14 protein-coding genes are annotated in these 17,412 nt (G+C 70.2%); 10 read left to right on the top strand and 4 right to left on the bottom strand.

The features are described from left to right. Window positions 1-3: 3 nt before the first annotated feature. A complete protein-coding gene (locus ABAZ39_RS13315) occupies window positions 4-1,131 on the top strand; it encodes a diguanylate cyclase (protein ID WP_038530041.1) in 1,128 nt (375 codons plus the stop codon). Window positions 1,132-1,141: 10 nt separating this feature from the next. On the opposite strand, the gene ABAZ39_RS13310 is transcribed toward ABAZ39_RS13315, so the two are convergent. Together ABAZ39_RS13310 and ABAZ39_RS13305 are read right to left on the bottom strand one after the other, a co-directional pair. After that, window positions 1,142-3,667: an ABC transporter permease gene (locus ABAZ39_RS13310; protein ID WP_038530039.1), complete on the bottom strand. Its 2,526-nt coding sequence runs from the start codon at window positions 3,665-3,667 to the stop codon at window positions 1,142-1,144. A gap of 164 nt (window positions 3,668-3,831) precedes the next feature. Further along, on the bottom strand, window positions 3,832-4,566 hold the full coding sequence (locus ABAZ39_RS13305; RefSeq protein ID WP_038530037.1) for an ABC transporter ATP-binding protein: 735 nt from the start codon (window positions 4,564-4,566) through the stop codon (window positions 3,832-3,834). 79 nt (window positions 4,567-4,645) lie between these two features. On the opposite strand from ABAZ39_RS13305, the gene ABAZ39_RS13300 reads away from it, so the two are divergent. From ABAZ39_RS13300 to thpR, 4 genes are read left to right on the top strand one after another with little or no spacing between them, the layout of a single operon-like run. After that, the gene (locus tag ABAZ39_RS13300; RefSeq protein ID WP_247881590.1) at window positions 4,646-5,308 is read left to right on the top strand and encodes an arylesterase; all 663 of its coding nucleotides are present in this window, start codon (window positions 4,646-4,648) and stop codon (window positions 5,306-5,308) included. Window positions 5,309-5,314: 6 nt separating this feature from the next. Beyond that, window positions 5,315-6,490, top strand: a complete 1,176-nt coding sequence (locus ABAZ39_RS13295; RefSeq protein ID WP_038530032.1) for an FIST signal transduction protein — start codon at window positions 5,315-5,317, stop codon at window positions 6,488-6,490. A gap of 13 nt (window positions 6,491-6,503) precedes the next feature. After that, a complete protein-coding gene (locus ABAZ39_RS13290) occupies window positions 6,504-7,547 on the top strand; it encodes an NADP(H)-dependent aldo-keto reductase (protein WP_038530030.1) in 1,044 nt (347 codons plus the stop codon). Between the two features lie 16 nt (window positions 7,548-7,563). Beyond that, entirely contained in the window at window positions 7,564-8,100 is a 537-nt protein-coding gene (thpR, locus tag ABAZ39_RS13285; RefSeq protein WP_038530028.1) for an RNA 2',3'-cyclic phosphodiesterase, read from the top strand. A 15-nt stretch (window positions 8,101-8,115) separates the two neighbouring features. Here the strand turns inward: thpR and ABAZ39_RS13280 are convergent, their stop codons facing one another. Beyond that, on the bottom strand, window positions 8,116-9,366 hold the full coding sequence (locus ABAZ39_RS13280) for a UbiH/UbiF/VisC/COQ6 family ubiquinone biosynthesis hydroxylase (protein WP_038530025.1): 1,251 nt from the start codon (window positions 9,364-9,366) through the stop codon (window positions 8,116-8,118). A 318-nt stretch (window positions 9,367-9,684) separates the two neighbouring features. On the opposite strand from ABAZ39_RS13280, the gene glnK reads away from it, so the two are divergent. The 5 genes from glnK (at window position 9,685) to ABAZ39_RS13255 (ending at window position 15,856) form a co-directional block, all read left to right on the top strand. Beyond that, window positions 9,685-10,023: a P-II family nitrogen regulator gene (gene glnK / locus ABAZ39_RS13275; protein WP_035670687.1), complete on the top strand. Its 339-nt coding sequence runs from the start codon at window positions 9,685-9,687 to the stop codon at window positions 10,021-10,023. 351 nt (window positions 10,024-10,374) lie between these two features. Continuing rightward, window positions 10,375-11,607, top strand: a complete 1,233-nt coding sequence (locus ABAZ39_RS13270) for an aminotransferase class I/II-fold pyridoxal phosphate-dependent enzyme (RefSeq protein WP_038530023.1) — start codon at window positions 10,375-10,377, stop codon at window positions 11,605-11,607. Window positions 11,608-11,707: 100 nt separating this feature from the next. Continuing rightward, window positions 11,708-14,233, top strand: a complete 2,526-nt coding sequence (locus ABAZ39_RS13265; RefSeq protein ID WP_038530021.1) for a DNA translocase FtsK — start codon at window positions 11,708-11,710, stop codon at window positions 14,231-14,233. A gap of 188 nt (window positions 14,234-14,421) precedes the next feature. Beyond that, window positions 14,422-15,084 (top strand): LolA family protein, encoded by a 663-nt coding sequence (locus ABAZ39_RS13260; RefSeq protein WP_038530018.1) that lies wholly within the window; start codon window positions 14,422-14,424, stop codon window positions 15,082-15,084. A gap of 151 nt (window positions 15,085-15,235) precedes the next feature. Then, the gene (locus ABAZ39_RS13255) at window positions 15,236-15,856 is read left to right on the top strand and encodes an HdeD family acid-resistance protein (protein WP_038530016.1); all 621 of its coding nucleotides are present in this window, start codon (window positions 15,236-15,238) and stop codon (window positions 15,854-15,856) included. 4 nt (window positions 15,857-15,860) lie between these two features. On the opposite strand, the gene ABAZ39_RS13250 is transcribed toward ABAZ39_RS13255, so the two are convergent. Continuing rightward, a complete protein-coding gene (locus tag ABAZ39_RS13250) occupies window positions 15,861-17,393 on the bottom strand; it encodes a YifB family Mg chelatase-like AAA ATPase (RefSeq protein ID WP_038530014.1) in 1,533 nt (510 codons plus the stop codon). Window positions 17,394-17,412 lie beyond the last annotated feature (19 nt).

The raw sequence follows: 17,412 nt of genomic DNA, 5'->3' as shown, positions 1-17,412 counted from the left end.
GCGGTGAGCGGCGATCTCTCCTTCGAGCAGTTGCGCGACCTGATGCATCCGGGCGGACACACCCCGATCATCCAGCGTCGCCGGGCCGTGCTGATCCATTCCCGCGTCCGCATGGTCGCGGCGGTCTTTGCGGTGCTGACGCCGCTGTGGATCGTCATCGACGTCTTCATCTTCCCCTGGCCGCTGTGGGGCTATCTGGCCGGCCTGCGGCTGGTGTCCAGCTTCGCCTTCGGCGCGCTGGCGCTCGGCTACCGGATCTGCGACGACATGGGCAGCGCGTGGCGGGGACTGGCCCTGCTGCTGGCGGTGCCGACGATCTTCTTCCTCGCCTCGCACCCCATGCTGAACGAGGACATGATCGCGGGAAGCGCGCTGGCGGTGGCCGCCGGCTACGCCTTCCTGCCCTTCGTGATGGTGGCGGGGCTCAGCGTCTTCCCGCTGACCGCGCTGGAGGGTCTGGCCTTCGCGACGCCGATGCTGGCGGCGCACATGCTGGCCGGGGTCTACGGCTCGCTGGTCTTCCCCTTCCCCTCTTATCTGGGCGCCCTGTGGCTGCTGGTGCTCATCATGGTGGTGGCGACGCTGGCGGCGATGAGCCAGCTGCACTTCATGATGGCCCTGGTCGATCAGGCGTCGCACGACGGGCTGACCGGCGCCTTCTCCCGCCGCATCGGGGAGGAGCTTCTGCGGCTGCAGTTCGCCCACGCCCAGCGCTCGGACCATCCGCTGTCGGTGATCTTCTTCGATCTGGACAATTTCAAGTCGATCAACGACCGCTTCGGCCACGACCAGGGGGATAAGCAGCTCGGACGGTCGGCGGAGGCGATACGCGCCATGCTGCGCCAATCCGACGTGCTGGTCCGCTGGGGCGGCGAGGAGTTCGTGGTCATCATGCCCAACACCGGCCGTCAGGGCGCCCTGACCGCGGTGGAGCGGCTGCACGAGCGGGGCCTGGGCAAGCGTCCGGACGGAACCCTGCAGACCGCCAGCATTGGCGTCGCCGAATACCTCCACGACCGCCCGTTGGACTGGGAAAGGCTGGTCGATCTGGCCGACCAGCGCATGTACGCGGCCAAGCAGTCCGGCAAGAACCGCATCGTCGCCGACGACCGCGTCCCCGAACCCGCCTGACCGCCTTCCATCAGTCGTTGCGCAGCAGCGGGGCGGAGGGCTGGCCGAGCGCCCGCCATGTCCCGAGGAAGCCGAAGGCCAGCGTGATGGCGGTGCTGAGCAGCGCCGTGGTCAGCACGGCCGACGGCAGGAAGGTCCAGTCCCAGCGCATCAGGAAGGTCATCACCGCCCAGGCCGTGATGGTGCCGATGACCCCGGCAATGGCCGCGGTCAGGATGCCGAGCAGCCCGTATTCCAGCAGGAACGCCTTCAGCACGTCGGCCCGCGTGGCGCCCAGCACCTTCAGCACCACCGCGTCGTAGACCCGGCGGCGGTGCCCGGCGGCGACCGCCCCGGCCAGCACCAGCGTGCCGGCGGCCAGCGTGATGCCCGCGGTGATGCGCACCGCCGTGCCGATGTGGCCGAGCATGGTGCCCACCGTGTCCAGCGCGTCCTTCACCCGCACCAGCGTCACGTTGGGGAAGCGCTGCAGGACGGAGCGCTGAACCTCCGGCTCCGCCGCCGGGGTGCTGCGGACGGTGGCGATCCAGGTCTGCGGCGCCCGCTCCAGCGTGCCCGGCGCGAAGACCAGGGCGAAGTTGATGGCCAGCGTCGAGAAGTCGGCGGCGCGCACGTTGCCCACCGTCGCCTCGATGGTGCGGCCCAGGACGTTGATCCCCATGGTGGCACCAGGACCGATGCCGAAGGCGCTCGCCACGTTCTGGTGGATGGAGATCAGCGGCGCCCCCTTGTAGTCCTCCGGCCACCAGGAGCCGGCGACGATCTCCGAATGCTCCGGCAGCTTTGCCGAATAGGTGATGCCGCGGTCGCCGGACAGCACCCAGGACTGCTCGGGGTTGACCAACGCCTTTTCCGCCGGCTGGCCGTTCACCGTCTCGATCCGCCCGCGCAAGGACGGCACCGCCTCGAACCCGCTGGTGCCGGGCAGGGCGGAGACCATCTGCTTCAGCGGCTCGAACTGGTCGGGCTGGATGTCCACGAAGAAGAAGCTGGGCGCGTCCTTCGGGATCGTCTCGTTGACCCGGCGGGAGAAGTTGCCCTCGATCAGCGCGATGGCGACGAGAACCGTCAGGCCGAGGCCGAGCGACAGCACCACCGCCCCGGTCGGGTTGCCCGGCCGATGCAGGTTGGCGAGCGCCAGCCGCAGCCCCGGACGGCGCGGGCGCCCCGCCGCCGCGGCCCCGCGCACCACCAGCCAAGCGGCCACGCGGAAGGCGATGAAGGTGGCGATGGAGCCGCCGACGAACCAGGCGGCGAACATTTTGTTGTGCGCGGTGGCGACGGCCAGCCCGGCCAGAGCCGCAACGGTCAGCGCCATCGCCGCCAGATAGACCGCGCGCGGGCGGCCCCCGGCGGGGGCGACCACGTCGCGGAACTGCGCCGCCGCCGGCACCTCCCGCGCCCGGCCCAACGGCCACAGCGAGAAGGTCAGCGCGGTCAGCAGGCCGTAGAGCGCGGCCAGAGCCAGGGCGCTCGGGTAGACGCCGATCCGGGTGGGCACCGGCAGCACCTGATCGAGCAGCGACCCCAGACCCAGCGGCGCCACCGCGCCGAGCAGCAGCCCCAGCAGGATGCCCAGCCCGGACAAGGCGAGGATCTGCAGCAGATAGACCTGGAAGACCAGATCGCCCGGCGCGCCCAGGCATTTCAGCGTGGCGATGGTGCGGGCGCGCGAATCGAGATGGCTGCGCACCGCGTTGCCCACCCCGACCCCGCCGACCAGCAGGGCGGTCAGCCCGACCAGCGTCAGGAACAGCGTCATGCGGTCGATGAAGCGCTCGATCTGCGGGGAGGCGTTGGTGAAGTCGCGGACCCGCCAGCCGGCGTCGGGGAAGCGCGCCGTCAGCGCCGTCTGCCACGCCGCCACGTCGGTGCCCGGCGGCAGGGCCAGCTTGGCGGTCCAATAGACGATGCTGCCGGGCTGGAGCAGGCCGGTGCCCTCCAGCGACGGCAGGCCGATCATCACCCGCGGCCCCAGCGAGAAGGCGCCGTTGGACGCCCGGTCCGGCTCCCGCGTCAGCACGCCGCGCACGGCGAACTCGCCCTCGCCCAGGCGCAGCGTGTCGCCGGTCTTCAGCCCCAGCCGGTCGAGCAGCCCGTCCTCGACCAGCGCGCCCCAGCGCCCGTCGCGGTTGGCCAGCGCCGTGTGCAGGTCGCCCTCCGGCGCCAGGGCCACGGAGCCGTAGAGCGGGTAGACGCCGTCCACCGCCTTCATCTCGACCAGCGTGGACCGCTGGTCGTCGGCGGAGCGGGCCATGGCGCGCATCTCCACCGACTGCGACAGGCGCCCGGCCTGTTCCAGCCAGGAGCGCTGCTCGTCGGTCGGCGGTGCGTAGATCTGCCGCAGCGCGACGTCGCCGCCCAGGATCGCCCGCCCGTCCGCCTGCAGGCCCGACAGCACGCCGCCGGACACGGAGTTGACCGCGGCGATGGCCGCGACGCCGAGCGTCAGGCAGGCGAGGAAGATGCGGAATCCCTTCAGTCCCCCGCGCAGCTCGCGGCGGGCCAGACGGAAGGCGAGGGCGAGGTTGGTCATCGGTGCGTCCGGCGAGGGTGTGTGGTTGGTGGCGGGAGGTGGTCGCGTCGGGCCCCCACCCAACCCTCCCCCGCTTTCGCAGGGGAGGGCTTTATCTCCTCCCCCTGCGAAGCGGGGGGAGGTCGGGAGGGGGGGCGCAACGCGACCACTCCCTCGAAGGACGCTCAGTCCCCCGCCACGCGCTCGCGCTCGGCGCGGGCGGCCGTGCCGTCGTCGACGATGCGCCCGTCCATCAGGCGCACGGTCCGGTCGCAGCGGTCGGCCAGGGACGGGTCGTGGGTGATCAGCACCAGCGTCGTGCCCCGCCGCTCGGCAAGGTCGAACAAAAGCTCCACGATGGTGGCGCCGGTGCCGATGTCGAGGTTGCCGGTCGGCTCGTCGGCCAGCAGCAGCGACGGCTCGGCGACGAAGGCGCGGGCCAGGGCGACGCGCTGCTGCTCGCCGCCGGAGAGCTGGCCCGGATAGTGGCTCAGCCGGTGGCCCAGCCCGACCGCCTCCAGCCCGGAGCGCGCGCGGTCGAAGGCGTCGGCGGCCCCGGCGAATTCCAGGGGGATGGCGACGTTCTCCAGCGCGGTCATCGTCGGCACGAGGTGGAAAGCCTGGAAGACGATCCCCACATGGTCGCGGCGGAAGCGCGCAAGCCCGTCCTCGTCCAGCCGGCCCAGATCCTGTCCGGCGACACGCACGGTCCCGCCCGTGGGGCGTTCCAGCCCGGCCATGACCATCATCATGGTCGATTTGCCGGAGCCCGACGGGCCGACCACGCCGACCCGTTCACCGGGCCGGATGCGGAGATTCAAGCCTCTCAGGATGTTGACGGGTCCGGCCGCGCTGTCCAATCTCAGATGCACCTCGTCGAGATCGACGATGGTGGACTCAACGGAATCGGGTCGGGACATTGGCATGCGTCTCTGGAACGGGCGGGGAAATGGGCGGGAAAACCTCACGCCATATGGCATGGTGCGCCGCCATTTCAACATGGCCCTCCTTCGGTCGGGGCTGGCCGCTCTCGCCGTCGTTGCGGGAATCGGCGTGACCGCGCCCGCGTCCGCCCAGACGGATGCGGGGAAAGGCCCCTACACCCTTCTGGCGCTCGGCGACAGCCTGACCGCCGGCTACGGCCTTCCCGAAGCGCAGTCCTTCACTCCCCAGTTGCAGGCGGCGCTGAGGGAGAAAGGCTACGACGTCACCGTCGTCAACGCCGGCGTGTCGGGCGACACCACGGCTGGCGGTCTGTCGCGGCTCGACTGGGCGCTGGCCGACAAGCCGGACGCCGTGCTGGTGGAACTTGGGGCGAACGACATGCTGCGCGGGCTCGACCCCACCGCTGCGCGCGCCAACCTCGACGCCATCCTGAAGCGGCTGACCGGCGAGAAGCTGCCCGTGCTGCTGGCCGGCATGTACGCGTCGCCCAGCCTGGGCCGCGCGTACGGGGACCGCTTCAACGCCATCTACCCGGATCTGGCGAAGACGTACGACGTACAGCTCTACCCGTTCTTCCTGGACGGCGTGGCGGCCGACGCCGCGCTGAACCAGCCTGACGGCATCCATCCCAATGCGGCCGGCGTGAAGGTGATCGTGGAGCGCATCACGCCCCACGTCGCCCGCCTTCTGGACGGCATCGCCAAAAACGGAGGCTGAAGACCCATGGCGACCCTGGCCGGCGACACCGCCACCACCGAGAGCTTCTTCAAGGCCGCATCGGCCACCGGCACCGAATGGGGCGCCGTCGTCAAGTCCTGCCTGGACGAATTGGGGGCCGTGGAGGGCTGCAACCTCGGTTTCCTCTACATCACCGACGCGCTGGCCGAGCACGCGACGAGCATGGTCACGCTGCTGCGCGGCGTCACCGGCATCCGCGACTGGGTGGGCACGGTCGGCATCGGCGTCTGCGCCAACGACGAGGAAATCTTCGACAAGCCGGGCATCGCCGTGATGGTGGCCCGCCTTCCGCCGGAGGGCTTCCGCCTGTTCCCGGTGGTGTCGGGCGACATGGAGCCGCTGCGCCGCATGGCCGGCGGCTGGCTGGACAAGCACGGCGCCATGCTGGCGCTCGCCCACGCCGACCCGCGCCACCAGGACTTGGCCGGTCTGGTTGTTTCGCTGGCGGAATCAACCGGGGCCTTCCTGGTCGGCGGCCTGTCGGCCTCCCGCTCGGAGTTCCCGCAATTCACCATCCCCGGCAACACCGCCACGATGACCGCCGGGCCGGTGGCCGACGGCGGCGTGTCGGGCGTGCTGTTCGCGCCGCAGGTGCCGGTCGCCACCGGCCTCAGCCAGGGCTGCACGCCCATCGGACCGGTGCGCACCATCACCGCGGCGGACGACAACGTCGTCCTGGAGATCGACGGGCGCCCGGCGCTGGAGGTCTTCAAGGAGGACATCGGCGAGTTGCTGGCCCGCGACCTCAAGCGGGTGTCCGGCTACATCTTCGCCGGCCTGCCGATCGCCGGCAGCGACACGGCGGACTATCTGGTCCGCGACCTGATCGCCATCGACCCGCGCGCCGGCTGGATCGCCGTCGCCCACCATGTGCAGAGCGGCCAGCCCATCCTGTTCACCCGCCGCGACCAGCAGAGCGCCGAAGCCGACATGCGCCGCATGCTGGCCAATCTGAAGAAGCGCGTGAAGACCACCCCGAAGGGCGCCCTCTACGTCAGCTGCATCGCCCGCGGCCCCAGCCTGTTCGGCGAGGGCAGCCAGGAGCTGGCGCTGATCCGCGAAACCTTCGGCGACATCCCGCTGGCCGGATTCTTCGCCAGCGGCGAGATCTCCAACGCCCGCCTGTACGGATACACCGGCGTGCTCACCCTGTTCCTTTAAGGATCATAGACAAATGCAATACCGTCCGCTCGGCCGCACCGGCCTGTCGGTCAGCGCCATCGGCCTGGGCACCATGACCTGGGGCCGCCAGAACAGCGAGGCCGAGGGCCACGCCCAGATGGATTACGCGCTCGGCGAGGGCGTCAATTTCTGGGACACGGCGGAGATGTACGCCATCCCCCCGACCGCCGACACGTACGGACGTACGGAGGAGGTGATCGGCACCTGGTTCAAGGCGACCGGCAAGCGCGATCAGGTGATCCTGGCGAGCAAGGTCGTCGGCGCCAGCGACGGCGGCTTCGCCTGGGTGCGCAACGGCGAGGCGAAGCTCGACCGCGCCAACATTTTCGCGGCGGTGGAGGCCAGCCTGCGCCGGCTCCAGACCGACTACATCGACCTGTACCAGCTCCATTGGCCCGACCGTGCGACCAACCGCTTCGGGGCGCGCAACTACGTCCACCGGCCGGAGAAGGACGGCACGCCCATCGAGGAGACTCTGTCGGCGCTCGACGAGCTGGTGACGTCCGGCAAGGTCCGCCACATCGGCGTGTCGAACGAGTCGCCCTGGGGGGTGATGCAGTTCCTCAAGCTGGCGGAGGACAAGGGCCTGCCGCGCATCGCCTCGATCCAGAACGCCTACAACCTGCTGAACCGGACCTTCGAGCAGGGTCTGGCCGAGGTGTCGCTGCGCGAGGATGTCGGGCTTCTGGCTTACTCGCCGCTGGCCGCCGGCACGCTGACCGGCAAGTATCTGGACGGCGCCGTTCCCGCCGGCACCCGCCGTGCGCTGGATCACCGCAAGTCGCGCTATGCCACCGTCAACGCCGACGTGGCCACCCGCGAGTATCTGGACGTCGCCCGGCGCCACGGCCTGTCGCCGACCCAGATGGCCATCGCCTTCACCCTGCAACAGCCCTTCGTGGCGTCCTCGCTGATCGGCGCGACCACCATGGAGGACCTCAAGTCCAACATCGCGGCGGCGGAGGTCACGCTGTCGGACGAGGTGATGAAGGACATCGAGGCGGTCAACGCCCGCTATCCCGACCCCTGCCCGTAACCGTTCCGGAAAGCCAATGATCCGTCTCTTCGTCGCCCTCGATTTTCCGGAGGATGTGCGCCGGCGTCTGGCGGGGCTGGGCGGCGGCGTGCCCGGCGCCCGCTGGACCGACGCGGACAACCTGCACCTGACGCTCCGCTTCATCGGGGAGGTGCCGGAGGATCAGGCGGCGGAGATCGACGAGTCGCTGGCGCAGATCGCGGCGCCGGCCTTCGATCTGGTTCTGGACGGCGTGGGCGTGTACGGCAGCGGCCGCAACGCCCGTGTCCTCTGGGCCGGGGTGGAGCGCAGCGACGCCTTGTCGCACCTCCAGTCCAAGGTCGAGTCGGCGCTGGTCCGCTGCGGCCTGCCGGCAGAGGAGCGCAAATTCTCGCCCCACGTCACGCTCGCCCGGCTGAAGGACGCGCCGAAGGACCGGATCGGGCGCTTCGTCGAGGAGCGCGGGATGTTCCGCGCCGGTCCGATCCGGATGGAGCACTTCACGCTCTACCGCAGCCACCTGGGCAAGGGGGCCGCGGTGTACGAGGCGCTGTCGGAATATGGGTTGGGGTGACGGGCGGGCGGCGCCTTACAGCGGCACGCCCTTGATCATCCGCGGCAGTTCGCCGACCACACCCATGGCGTGCCGCATGAAGAAGCGCTTCAGCGGCGGTAGGCGGTTCACGACGGCCATGCCGACGTCGCGGGCCAGCTTGATCGGCGGGATGTTGTTGGAGAACAGGTGCACAAGACCGTCGCAGACCACGGCCAGCAGCACCGTGTCGAAGCGGCGCCAGCGCTGGAAGCGGGCCAGCACCTCCGGCGAGCCGACGTCCAGCCCCAGCCGGTGGGCGTCCACGATCACCTCGGCGAGCGCCGCCACGTCGCGCAGGCCCAGGTTCAGCCCTTGCCCGGCGATGGGGTGGATGGCGTGGGCCGCCTCGCCGATCAGGGCGACGCGCTCCGCGATGAAGCGCTCGGCCAGAAGGACCGACAGCGGCCAGGCGTCGCGCCGGGTCACCAGCTCGATGTCGCCCAGATAGCCGCCCGACCGGCGGGTCAGCTCGTCGATGAACTGGTCCTCGGGCAGCTTCAGATACATGTCGACCAGCGACCGCTTCTCGCTCCACACGATGGAGGAGCGGTTCCCGGTCATCGGCAGCACGGCGAAGGGGCCATTGGGCAGGAAATGCTCCACCGCCACGCCATTGTGCGGCTCCGAATGGCGGATCGTGCAGATGATCGCAGTCTGGTCGTAGGCCCAAGTGCGCAGCTTGATCCCGGCGCTCTCCCGCGCCAGCGAGCGGCGGCCGTCGGCCCCGACCACCAGCCGCGCCTTGACCACCCGCCCGTCGGCCAGCGTCACCGTGGCGCCGGCGCGGGTGCGCTCGATCGACACCGCCTGGGCCGGGGCCAGATGGTGCAGGCCGGGCAGTTCCTTGGCGCGGGCGAACAGGGCGCGGCGCATGTCCTTGTTGTCGAGAATCCAGCCGAAGGGCTGGTTCTTGCCGTCCCAGGTCAGCTCCGTGTGGTCGTAATGGACAAACAGGGGCGAGAACTGGTCGGCCACCCGGATGTCCAGGATCGGGCCGGCGTAGGGCTCCATGTGCTTCCACACGCCCGCCCCCTCCAGCACCTTCATCGAGGCGTAGGCGACCGCCGTGGTGCGGATGTCGAAGTCGTCCCCCGCCTGCCGGTCCGGGCTGTCGCGGTCGATGCAGACGACCGGAACACCCGCGGTGGCCAGGGCCGCCGCCATGCTGAGTCCGGCCAGTCCGCCGCCCAACACGACGACGTCGGTCGTGATCTCCTGCGCTGCGGTGGTGCCCGATTCGGTCATGATGGCGCTGCCCTTCGATCAGTGTAGACGGGTACGAACAATCGTTCCGCTTGGTCCGGATGTCCAGCGGCGCTGCGTCGCGGCCCACGAATTGCGTAATTGTTAGGCATAGCTTGCCCAATCGATCGGCGAAACAGCCAAAAACCGCTGAAAAGGGCCGATTCTGCAACCGGCACGATTTTTGAAGACATTGCTTTTTATGGTCGAGGCGAACACGCTCGAGTCACGTTCGGAAAACCCGCCGCCATGGCGGGATCGGCCGAGGGGGGACCGGGCGACCGCAAGGGCCCGCAAACACGCATACCAAGGGGAAGCCACATGAAACTGGTTATGGCCATCATCAAGCCGTTCAAGCTCGACGAAGTGCGCGAGGCGCTGACATCGCTCGGGATCCAGGGCCTGACGGTGAGCGAGGTGAAGGGCTTCGGACGCCAGAAGGGTCAGACCGAGATCTACCGCGGCGCCGAGTATTCCGTGAGCTTCCTGCCCAAGGTGAAGGTGGAGGTCGCGGTGTCCGACGACCAGTACGAGCAGGTGGTCGAGGCGATCCAGAAGGCCGCCAACACCGGCCGCATCGGCGACGGCAAGATCTTCGTGCTGGACATCGCCCAGGCCGTGCGCATCCGCACCGGCGAGACCAACACCGAAGCTCTCTGAGGCGTCCTGGAGGAAGCGGACCGGGCGGGGCATCATCGCCCGGCCCCTCCCGCGAGGGGGGAAGGCGCGTCCGCTTTTTCTTGCCGCGGGGCATCGATGATCTGCCCGGTGACTTGAGGCCGGGAACGCCAGTCTTTCCACCGTGGCGCCAAGGCCGCCGGAACGGGCGGCGTATGCTTTCCCTTGACCGGGCTTCGTCCGGTTTTGTGCCCTTGTGCCGGGACTCCACCGCCGGTAGGATCGTTTCCGTTTCGTATCGGGCAGAGGCCCCCAGAGGCCACTGACGGGCCGTGCCCCTCGGGGCCGGCCCGGCCTTCTCGGGCCGTCCTCATGGAAAGGATTCTCGGCGGCATGTCGCTCCCGGACCTCGGCACCTTCGCTCTCGTCAACGACCGGCTCGACCGGCTCTCGGACTACCCCTTCACCCGGCTGGCGGCCCTGCTGTCCGGGGTGACGCCGCGCGCCAACGCCGAGCCGATCATGATGTCGGTGGGCGAGCCGCAGCACCAGCCGCCGGCCATCATCGACGAGACGTTGCGCGCCAACGCCCATCTGTGGGGCAAATACCCGCCGGTCGGCGGCACGCCGGAGTTCCGCGAGGCGGTGGGCGCTTGGCTGACCCGCCGCTACGCCCTGCCGGACGGGCTGTTCGATGCTGAAAAGTCGGTCCTGCCGGTGTCTGGCACGCGCGAAGCGCTGTTCCTCCTCGCCCTGCTGGCCGTGCCGCCGTCCAAGGTGGGACGCCAGCCGGCGGTGCTGATGCCCAACCCCTTCTACGCGCCCTACGAGGGAGCGGCCCTGCTGGCGGGGGCGGAGCCGGTGTTCCTGCCCTCCACCCGCGAGACCGGCTTCCTGCCCGACCTCGACGCGCTGACGCCGGAACTGCTGGAACGCACGGCGCTGTTCTACCTCTGCACCCCGGCCAACCCGCAGGGGGCGGCGGCGGACGCCGCCTATCTGGAGCGGGCGATCGGGCTGGCGCGGCGCTACGGCTTCATCCTGGCGGTGGACGAGTGCTACGCCGAGATCTACCTGGACAAGCCGCCGGTCGGCGCGCTCCAGGTCGCGTCGGGGCTGGTCCATGACGGGAAGCCCTGGGCGAACATCCTGGTCTTCCATTCCCTGTCCAAGCGGTCGAGCGCCGCCGGGCTGCGGTCGGGCTTCGTGGCCGGCGATCCGGAGCTGATGTCCCGCTTCACCCGCCTGCGCAGCTACTCCAACGCCGGAATGCCGCTGCCGGTGCTGGCGGCCAGCGCCGCCCTGTGGCGGGACGAGGCCCATGTCGAGGAGAACCGCGCGCTCTACCGCGCCAAGTTCGACGCGGCGGAGGCTTCGCTGAAGGGGCGCTACGGCTACTACCGGCCCGACGGCGGCTTCTTCCTGTGGCTGGAGGTCGGCGACGGCGAGGAGGCGACGCGCCGCCTGTGGGCGGAGGGCGGCATCCGCGTGCTGCCCGGCGCCTACCTGACCCGCAGCAATCCCGGCGAGGCCAACCCCGGCGCCCCCTTCATCCGCATCGCGCTGGTGAACGACGCCGAGACGGTCGCCCACGCCTGCAGCACCATCGCCCGCATCCTGGGATAAGAGCCGCCCGGTTCGGCCCAACCCGGTTCGGCCCAAGTCACCCCGGTCTTTCGCCCGAAGGACGGGTCCGGTTCAGCACGTTCTTGAGGACCTTCTGCCCATGGCACGACCCGCAAGCCCCCGCAGCGGAAGCGGCAAAAGCGCCGGAGCACGGCCCGCCGGAGCGCGGCCGGAAAAGCCGCCCTTCTTCTCGCCCGCCACGCGCGCCTTCGTGGTGGCGCGGGCACGCGAGCTGGCGGGCTTCGCGCTGGGCGTGGTCGGTCTGGTGCTGATGGTCATCCTGGGCAGCTACAACCCGGCCGACCCCTCGTGGAACGCCGTTCCGGCGGCGAACACCCACATCCACAACCTGTTCGGTCGGTTCGGCGCCCATCTGGCGGACGTCCTGATCCAGTCGCTGGGCTGGGCGGCCTATCTGCTGGCCCTGGTCCCGATGATGTGGGGCTGGCGGCTCAGCCTGCAGAAGAGCATCCGCCATCCGCTGTTCCGCAGCGTGCTGGCGGTGTGGGGCGTGCTTCTGGTCGCCATGTTCCTGGCCGGGATGGGCGGCGGGGGCGAGGACCCGCTGAACGGCCATCCCGGCGGCAGCTTCGGCATCGTGCTGCTGGACGGGGTCAGCAAGCTGCTGTTCGGCGGCCCCGGCAATCCGCTGGTCGGCACCGTGGCCGGCGTGGCCGGCGGGCTGATCCTGTTCGTCGCCATGGGCCTGTCGATCCGCGAATGGGCGGCCAGCCTGCGCGAGACCGCCGCCGGCCTCGCCCGCCTCGGGCGGGGCGCGCGGGCCGGCGTGTCCTTCATGCGCGACAAGGGCGCGGAGGCCGCGCGCAACGCCGCGCGCCAGACCGGTGGCCTGCTGCGCCGGGAGCCCAGCCTCGCCACCGCGGACAAGAAGGCCGTCGCCCCGACTCTCGACGACACACCCGACGAGGACGGCGCCGCCATCACCCTGCGCGCCGCGCCGCGCGGCCGGCTGTCCGACTCCATCAGCGTCGAGCCGCGCGTGGAGGCCAAGACCCGCGCCGTTCCGGTGGTCACCCCGCCCGCCGGGGGCAAGACGAAGGCCGCCGACCAGGGGCGCCCGTCCAAGCAGGCCGCCCTCAATCTGGAGGAGGCGGACGGCTACGAGCTGCCGCCGCTCGACCTGCTCCAGATCGTCCCGACCAGCGTGCGCGGCGAGAAGGTGGACGAGGCGGCGCTGCGCGAGAACGCGGTGAAGCTGGAAGGCGTGCTGTCCGACTTCGGCGTGCGCGGCGAGGTGCAGAAGGTCCATCCCGGCCCGGTCGTCACCCTCTACGAGCTGGAGCCGGCCCCCGGCACCAAGTCGTCCCGTGTCATCGGTCTGGCCGACGACATCGCCCGCTCGATGAGCGCGGTGTCCGTGCGTGTCGCCGTGGTGCCGGGCCGCAACGTCATCGGCATCGAGTTGCCCAACGCCAAGCGCGAGACGGTGCTGCTGCGCGAGCTGCTGGCCGGCGACGTCTTCGACAAGACGGCGGGCAAGCTGCTGCTGGCGCTCGGCAAGGACATCGGCGGCCAGTCGGTGGTGGCCGACCTCGCTCGCTTCCCGCACCTGCTGGTCGCCGGCACGACGGGCTCGGGCAAATCGGTGGCGATCAACACGATGATCCTGTCGCTGCTCTACCGCCTGCCGCCCGACCGCTGCCGCTTCATCATGATCGACCCCAAGATGCTGGAGCTGTCGGTCTATGAGGGCATCCCCCATCTGCTGACGCCGGTCGTCACCGACCCGAAGAAGGCGGTGGTCGCCCTGAAATGGACGGTGCGGGAGATGGAGGACCGCTACCGCAACATGTCCAAGCTGGGCGTGCGCAACATCGAGGGCTACAACGCCCGCCTGCGCGAGGCCCGCGCCGACGGCGAGCTGCTGACCCGCCGCGTCCAGACCGGCTTCGACCCCGACACCGGCAAGCCGATCTTCGAGGAGCAGCCGCTCGACCTGAAGGAGCTGCCCTACATCGTCGTGATCGTCGACGAGATGGCCGACCTGATGCTGGTGGCGGGCAAGGACATCGAGGCGGCGATCCAGCGGCTGGCCCAGATGGCCCGCGCCGCCGGCATCCACCTGATCATGGCGACGCAGCGCCCGTCGGTGGACGTCATCACCGGCACCATCAAGGCCAACTTCCCGACCCGCATCAGCTTCCAGGTCACCTCCAAGATCGACAGCCGCACCATCCTCGGCGAGCAGGGGGCGGAGCAGCTCCTCGGCCAGGGCGACATGCTCTACATGGCCGGCGGCGGCCGAATCACCCGCGTCCACGGCCCCTTCGTCGCCGACGGCGAGGTCGAGCAGGTGGTGAAGTTCCTGAAGACCCAGGGCGAGCCGAGCTACGTCGACGCCATCACCGAGGAGGACGACGAGGACGGCGGTTCCTTCGACGACGGGTCGGGCGCCGGCGGCGGGTCGGGCGACGACCTCTACGACAAGGCGGTGGCGGTGGTCTGCCGCGAGCGCAAGGCGTCGACCAGCTTCATCCAGCGCCAGCTCCGCATCGGCTACAACTCCGCCGCCCGTCTGATCGAGCGGATGGAGACCGAAGGCGTGGTCAGCAAGCCCAACCACGCCGGCAAGCGCGAAGTCCTGGCCCGCAACATCGAGGAGTGAGCGGGGGCTTTCGCCCCTCCCTAACCCTCCCCCGCTCTCGCAGGGGAGGGAACTGCCGCCGCTTCGCCCAAGCCCCCTCTCCCTCGAAGAGGGGGAGGGTTGGGGAGGGGTAGAGCGCTCTTTCTCCTTGGAACCACCACCGCCGCGCCCCATTTCCGCCCGGAACGTCCGGTTACCTAGCAGGCATCATGAAGATCCCGTTCTGCCGCATTCTGGCTGCCGCTGCCGTCGCTCTGTCCGTCACCACGGCGGGAGCGGTCCTCGACCCCGCGCTCGCCGCTCCCCGCGCCGCCGCCCTGTCCACCCAGGACCAGGCGCTGGTGGCCCAGGCGGAAAGCTACCTGAACGGCATCGGCACGCTGCAATCTAAGTTCGTGCAGGTCGCCCCGAACGGGCACCAGACCACCGGCACCTTCTACCTCGCGCGTCCCGGCCGGATGCGGCTGGAGTACGACGCGCCGGTGAAGGACTTCGTCGTCGCCGACGGCGCCTTCATCTTCTATTGGGACGGGGAGATGCGGCAGCAGTCCAGCGCCCCCATCGGCAGCACGCTGGCCGACTTCATCCTGCGCAAGAACATCCGGCTGTCCGGCGACGTGACGGTGACCGGCGTCTATCAGGCGCCGGGGCTGGTGGAAATCAGCCTGACCGAGACCAAGGACCCCGGCAAGGGCACCCTGACGCTGGTCTTCGAGGATCGGCCCTTCCAGCTCCGCAAATGGCGGGTGCTGGACGCCCAGGGGCTGACGACCGAGGTGGCGCTGATGAATCCGCGCGAGGGCATGCAGTTCGACTCAAAGCTCTTCTACTTTATCGAACCCAGCAAGGGCGACTACGGCCGCAGCAACTGATCCGCCCCGGCGGGTTTGCACGGAAGTCGCGCGAATCCCGCCGCTGCGACAACCCGCCGCCGCAACGAAGTCCTCCTGATCCTGTTGCCGTGATGTATCGGGGGCGCTCACCCGCCCCCGGTGCACTCGAACGGATGAGGGGAGACGAGACATGGCTACGGAGGCGATGTACGAGGCCCGGCGGATCCAGGGCATGAACGATCTGCTGGCGCGCAACTGGTGGGCGCTGGCGTTGCGCGGTGCCGGGGCGGTGATGCTCGGCCTGCTGGCTTTCCTTCTGCCGGGGGCGACGGTTGCCACCCTGGCGGTTCTGCTCGCGGCCTACCTGCTGATGGACGGACTGTTCGCCATCATCGGCGGCGTCCGCGCCGCCCAGGCGCAGGAGCGCAGCCTGCCCTTCATTCTCGACGGCGTGGTCAGTCTGGTGGCGGGCGCCGTAGCCCTGCTGTGGCCGGAGGCGAGCCTGTTCGCGCTGATCTTCGTGATCGCCGCCTGGTCGGTCATCACCGGCTTCGCCAAGATCATGACCGCGTGGCGCATGCACCGCACCCATGGCAAATGGGCTTGGGGCGTGGCCGGCGCCCTGTCGGTGCTGTTCGGTTTCGGCATGTGGGTCCTGCCGTCGCTGGGCCTGCTGGCCGTGGCGCTGGGTGTGGGCAGCTATCTGATCGCCTATGGCGCGCTGGCCATCATCACCGCCGTCCGCCTGCGCCGCTGCCTGCACGACCGGAATCATCATTCCAACCACGGCAACGCCGTGGCGGCGGAGTAAAAGCTTATCGTCCGGGGGCGATGCGGCGGTAGCCGAGCGCCTCCGCGATGTGCGGGCGGCGCACGCCGCCCCCGCCATCCAAGTCGGCCAGCGTGCGGGCGACGCGCATGACCCGGTGATAGCCGCGGGCCGAGAGCTTCAGCCGCTCCGCCGCTTCGGTCAGCAGGGCTCGGCCCGGCTGGTCGGGGGCGGCGGCCTTCTCCAGCAGTTCGCCATCTGCCTCGGCGTTGGTGCGCACCGCCCGGCCCTCGGGAAAGGGGCCGAAACCGGCGTAGCGCTCCGCCTGGACGGCGCGAGCCACCGCCACGCGGGCGGCCACGTCGGCGCTCCCCTCTGCGGGCGGCGGCAGGCTGAGGTCGGCGGGGCTGACGGCGGGCACGTCGATGTGCAGGTCGATGCGGTCGAACAGCGGCCCGCTTATTTTGGACTGGTAGTCGGCGGCGCATTTCGGCGCGCGGGCGCAGGCCAGCGACGGGTCGTCGAGATGCCCGCAGCGGCAGGGGTTCATGGCGGCGATCAACTGCACCCGCGCCGGGTAGGTCACATGGTGGTTCACCCGGCTGACGACGGCCTTGCCGGTTTCCAAGGGCTGGCGCAGCGCCTCCAGCGTGCCGCGCGGGAATTCGGGAAGCTCGTCGAGAAACAGAACGCCCTTGTGGGCGAGCGAAATCTCGCCGGGCTTGGCGCGCGACCCGCCGCCGACCAGGGCGGGCAGGCTGGCCGACTGGTGCGGCGACCGGTAGGGGCGCTGGCGCAGCAGTTTGCCGCCTTCCAGCAACCCGGCGACGCTGTGGATCATCGAGACCTCCAGCGCCTCCGCCGGGTCGAGCGGCGGCAGCAGGCCCGGCAGCCTTGCGGCCAGCATCGACTTGCCGGAGCCGGGCGGCCCGATCATCAGCAGATTGTGCGATCCGGCGGCGGCGACCTCCAGCGCGCGTTTGGCCGTCTCGTTGCCCTTGACGTCGCGCAGGTCGAGCGGCGCCCCGGCGCTCTCCTGGATGCGCGGACGGGGGCGGGTCAGCACCTGCTGGCCGCGGAAATGGTTGATGAGCGCGAGCAGCGTCGCGGGTGCCAGCACGTCCAGCCCCTCGCCCGCCCAGGCGGCCTCCCCGCCGCAGGCCTCGGGACAGATCAGCCCGCGGTCGTGGGCCAGCGCGTTGATCGCCGCCGGCAGCACCCCGGCCACCGGAGTCAGCGCCCCGTCCAGCGCCAGTTCGCCCAGCGCGCAATAGCGGCTCATCTCCAGATCGGGCAGCACGCCCATGACGGTCAGCAGGGCCAGCGCGATGGGCAGGTCGAAATGGCTCCCCTCCTTCAGCACGTCCGCCGGGGCGAGGTTGACGGTGATCCGCTTGGCCGGCAGGGCGAGGCCGAGCGCGTGCAGCGCCGCCCGCACCCGTTCCCGGCTCTCCGCCACCGCCTTGTCGGGCAGGCCGACCACGGTGAAGGCGACGATGCCGCCGGACATCTGCACCTGAACGTCGATGTCCAGAACCTCGATGCCCTGGAACGCAACCGTGTTAATCCGCGCAACCATGCCAGACGCCATTCCTTGG

It is taken from the genome of Azospirillum argentinense (assembly GCF_000632475.1).
GTDB lineage: Bacteria > Pseudomonadota > Alphaproteobacteria > Azospirillales > Azospirillaceae > Azospirillum > Azospirillum baldaniorum.
This window is presented reverse-complemented; position numbering and strand designations above follow the sequence as displayed.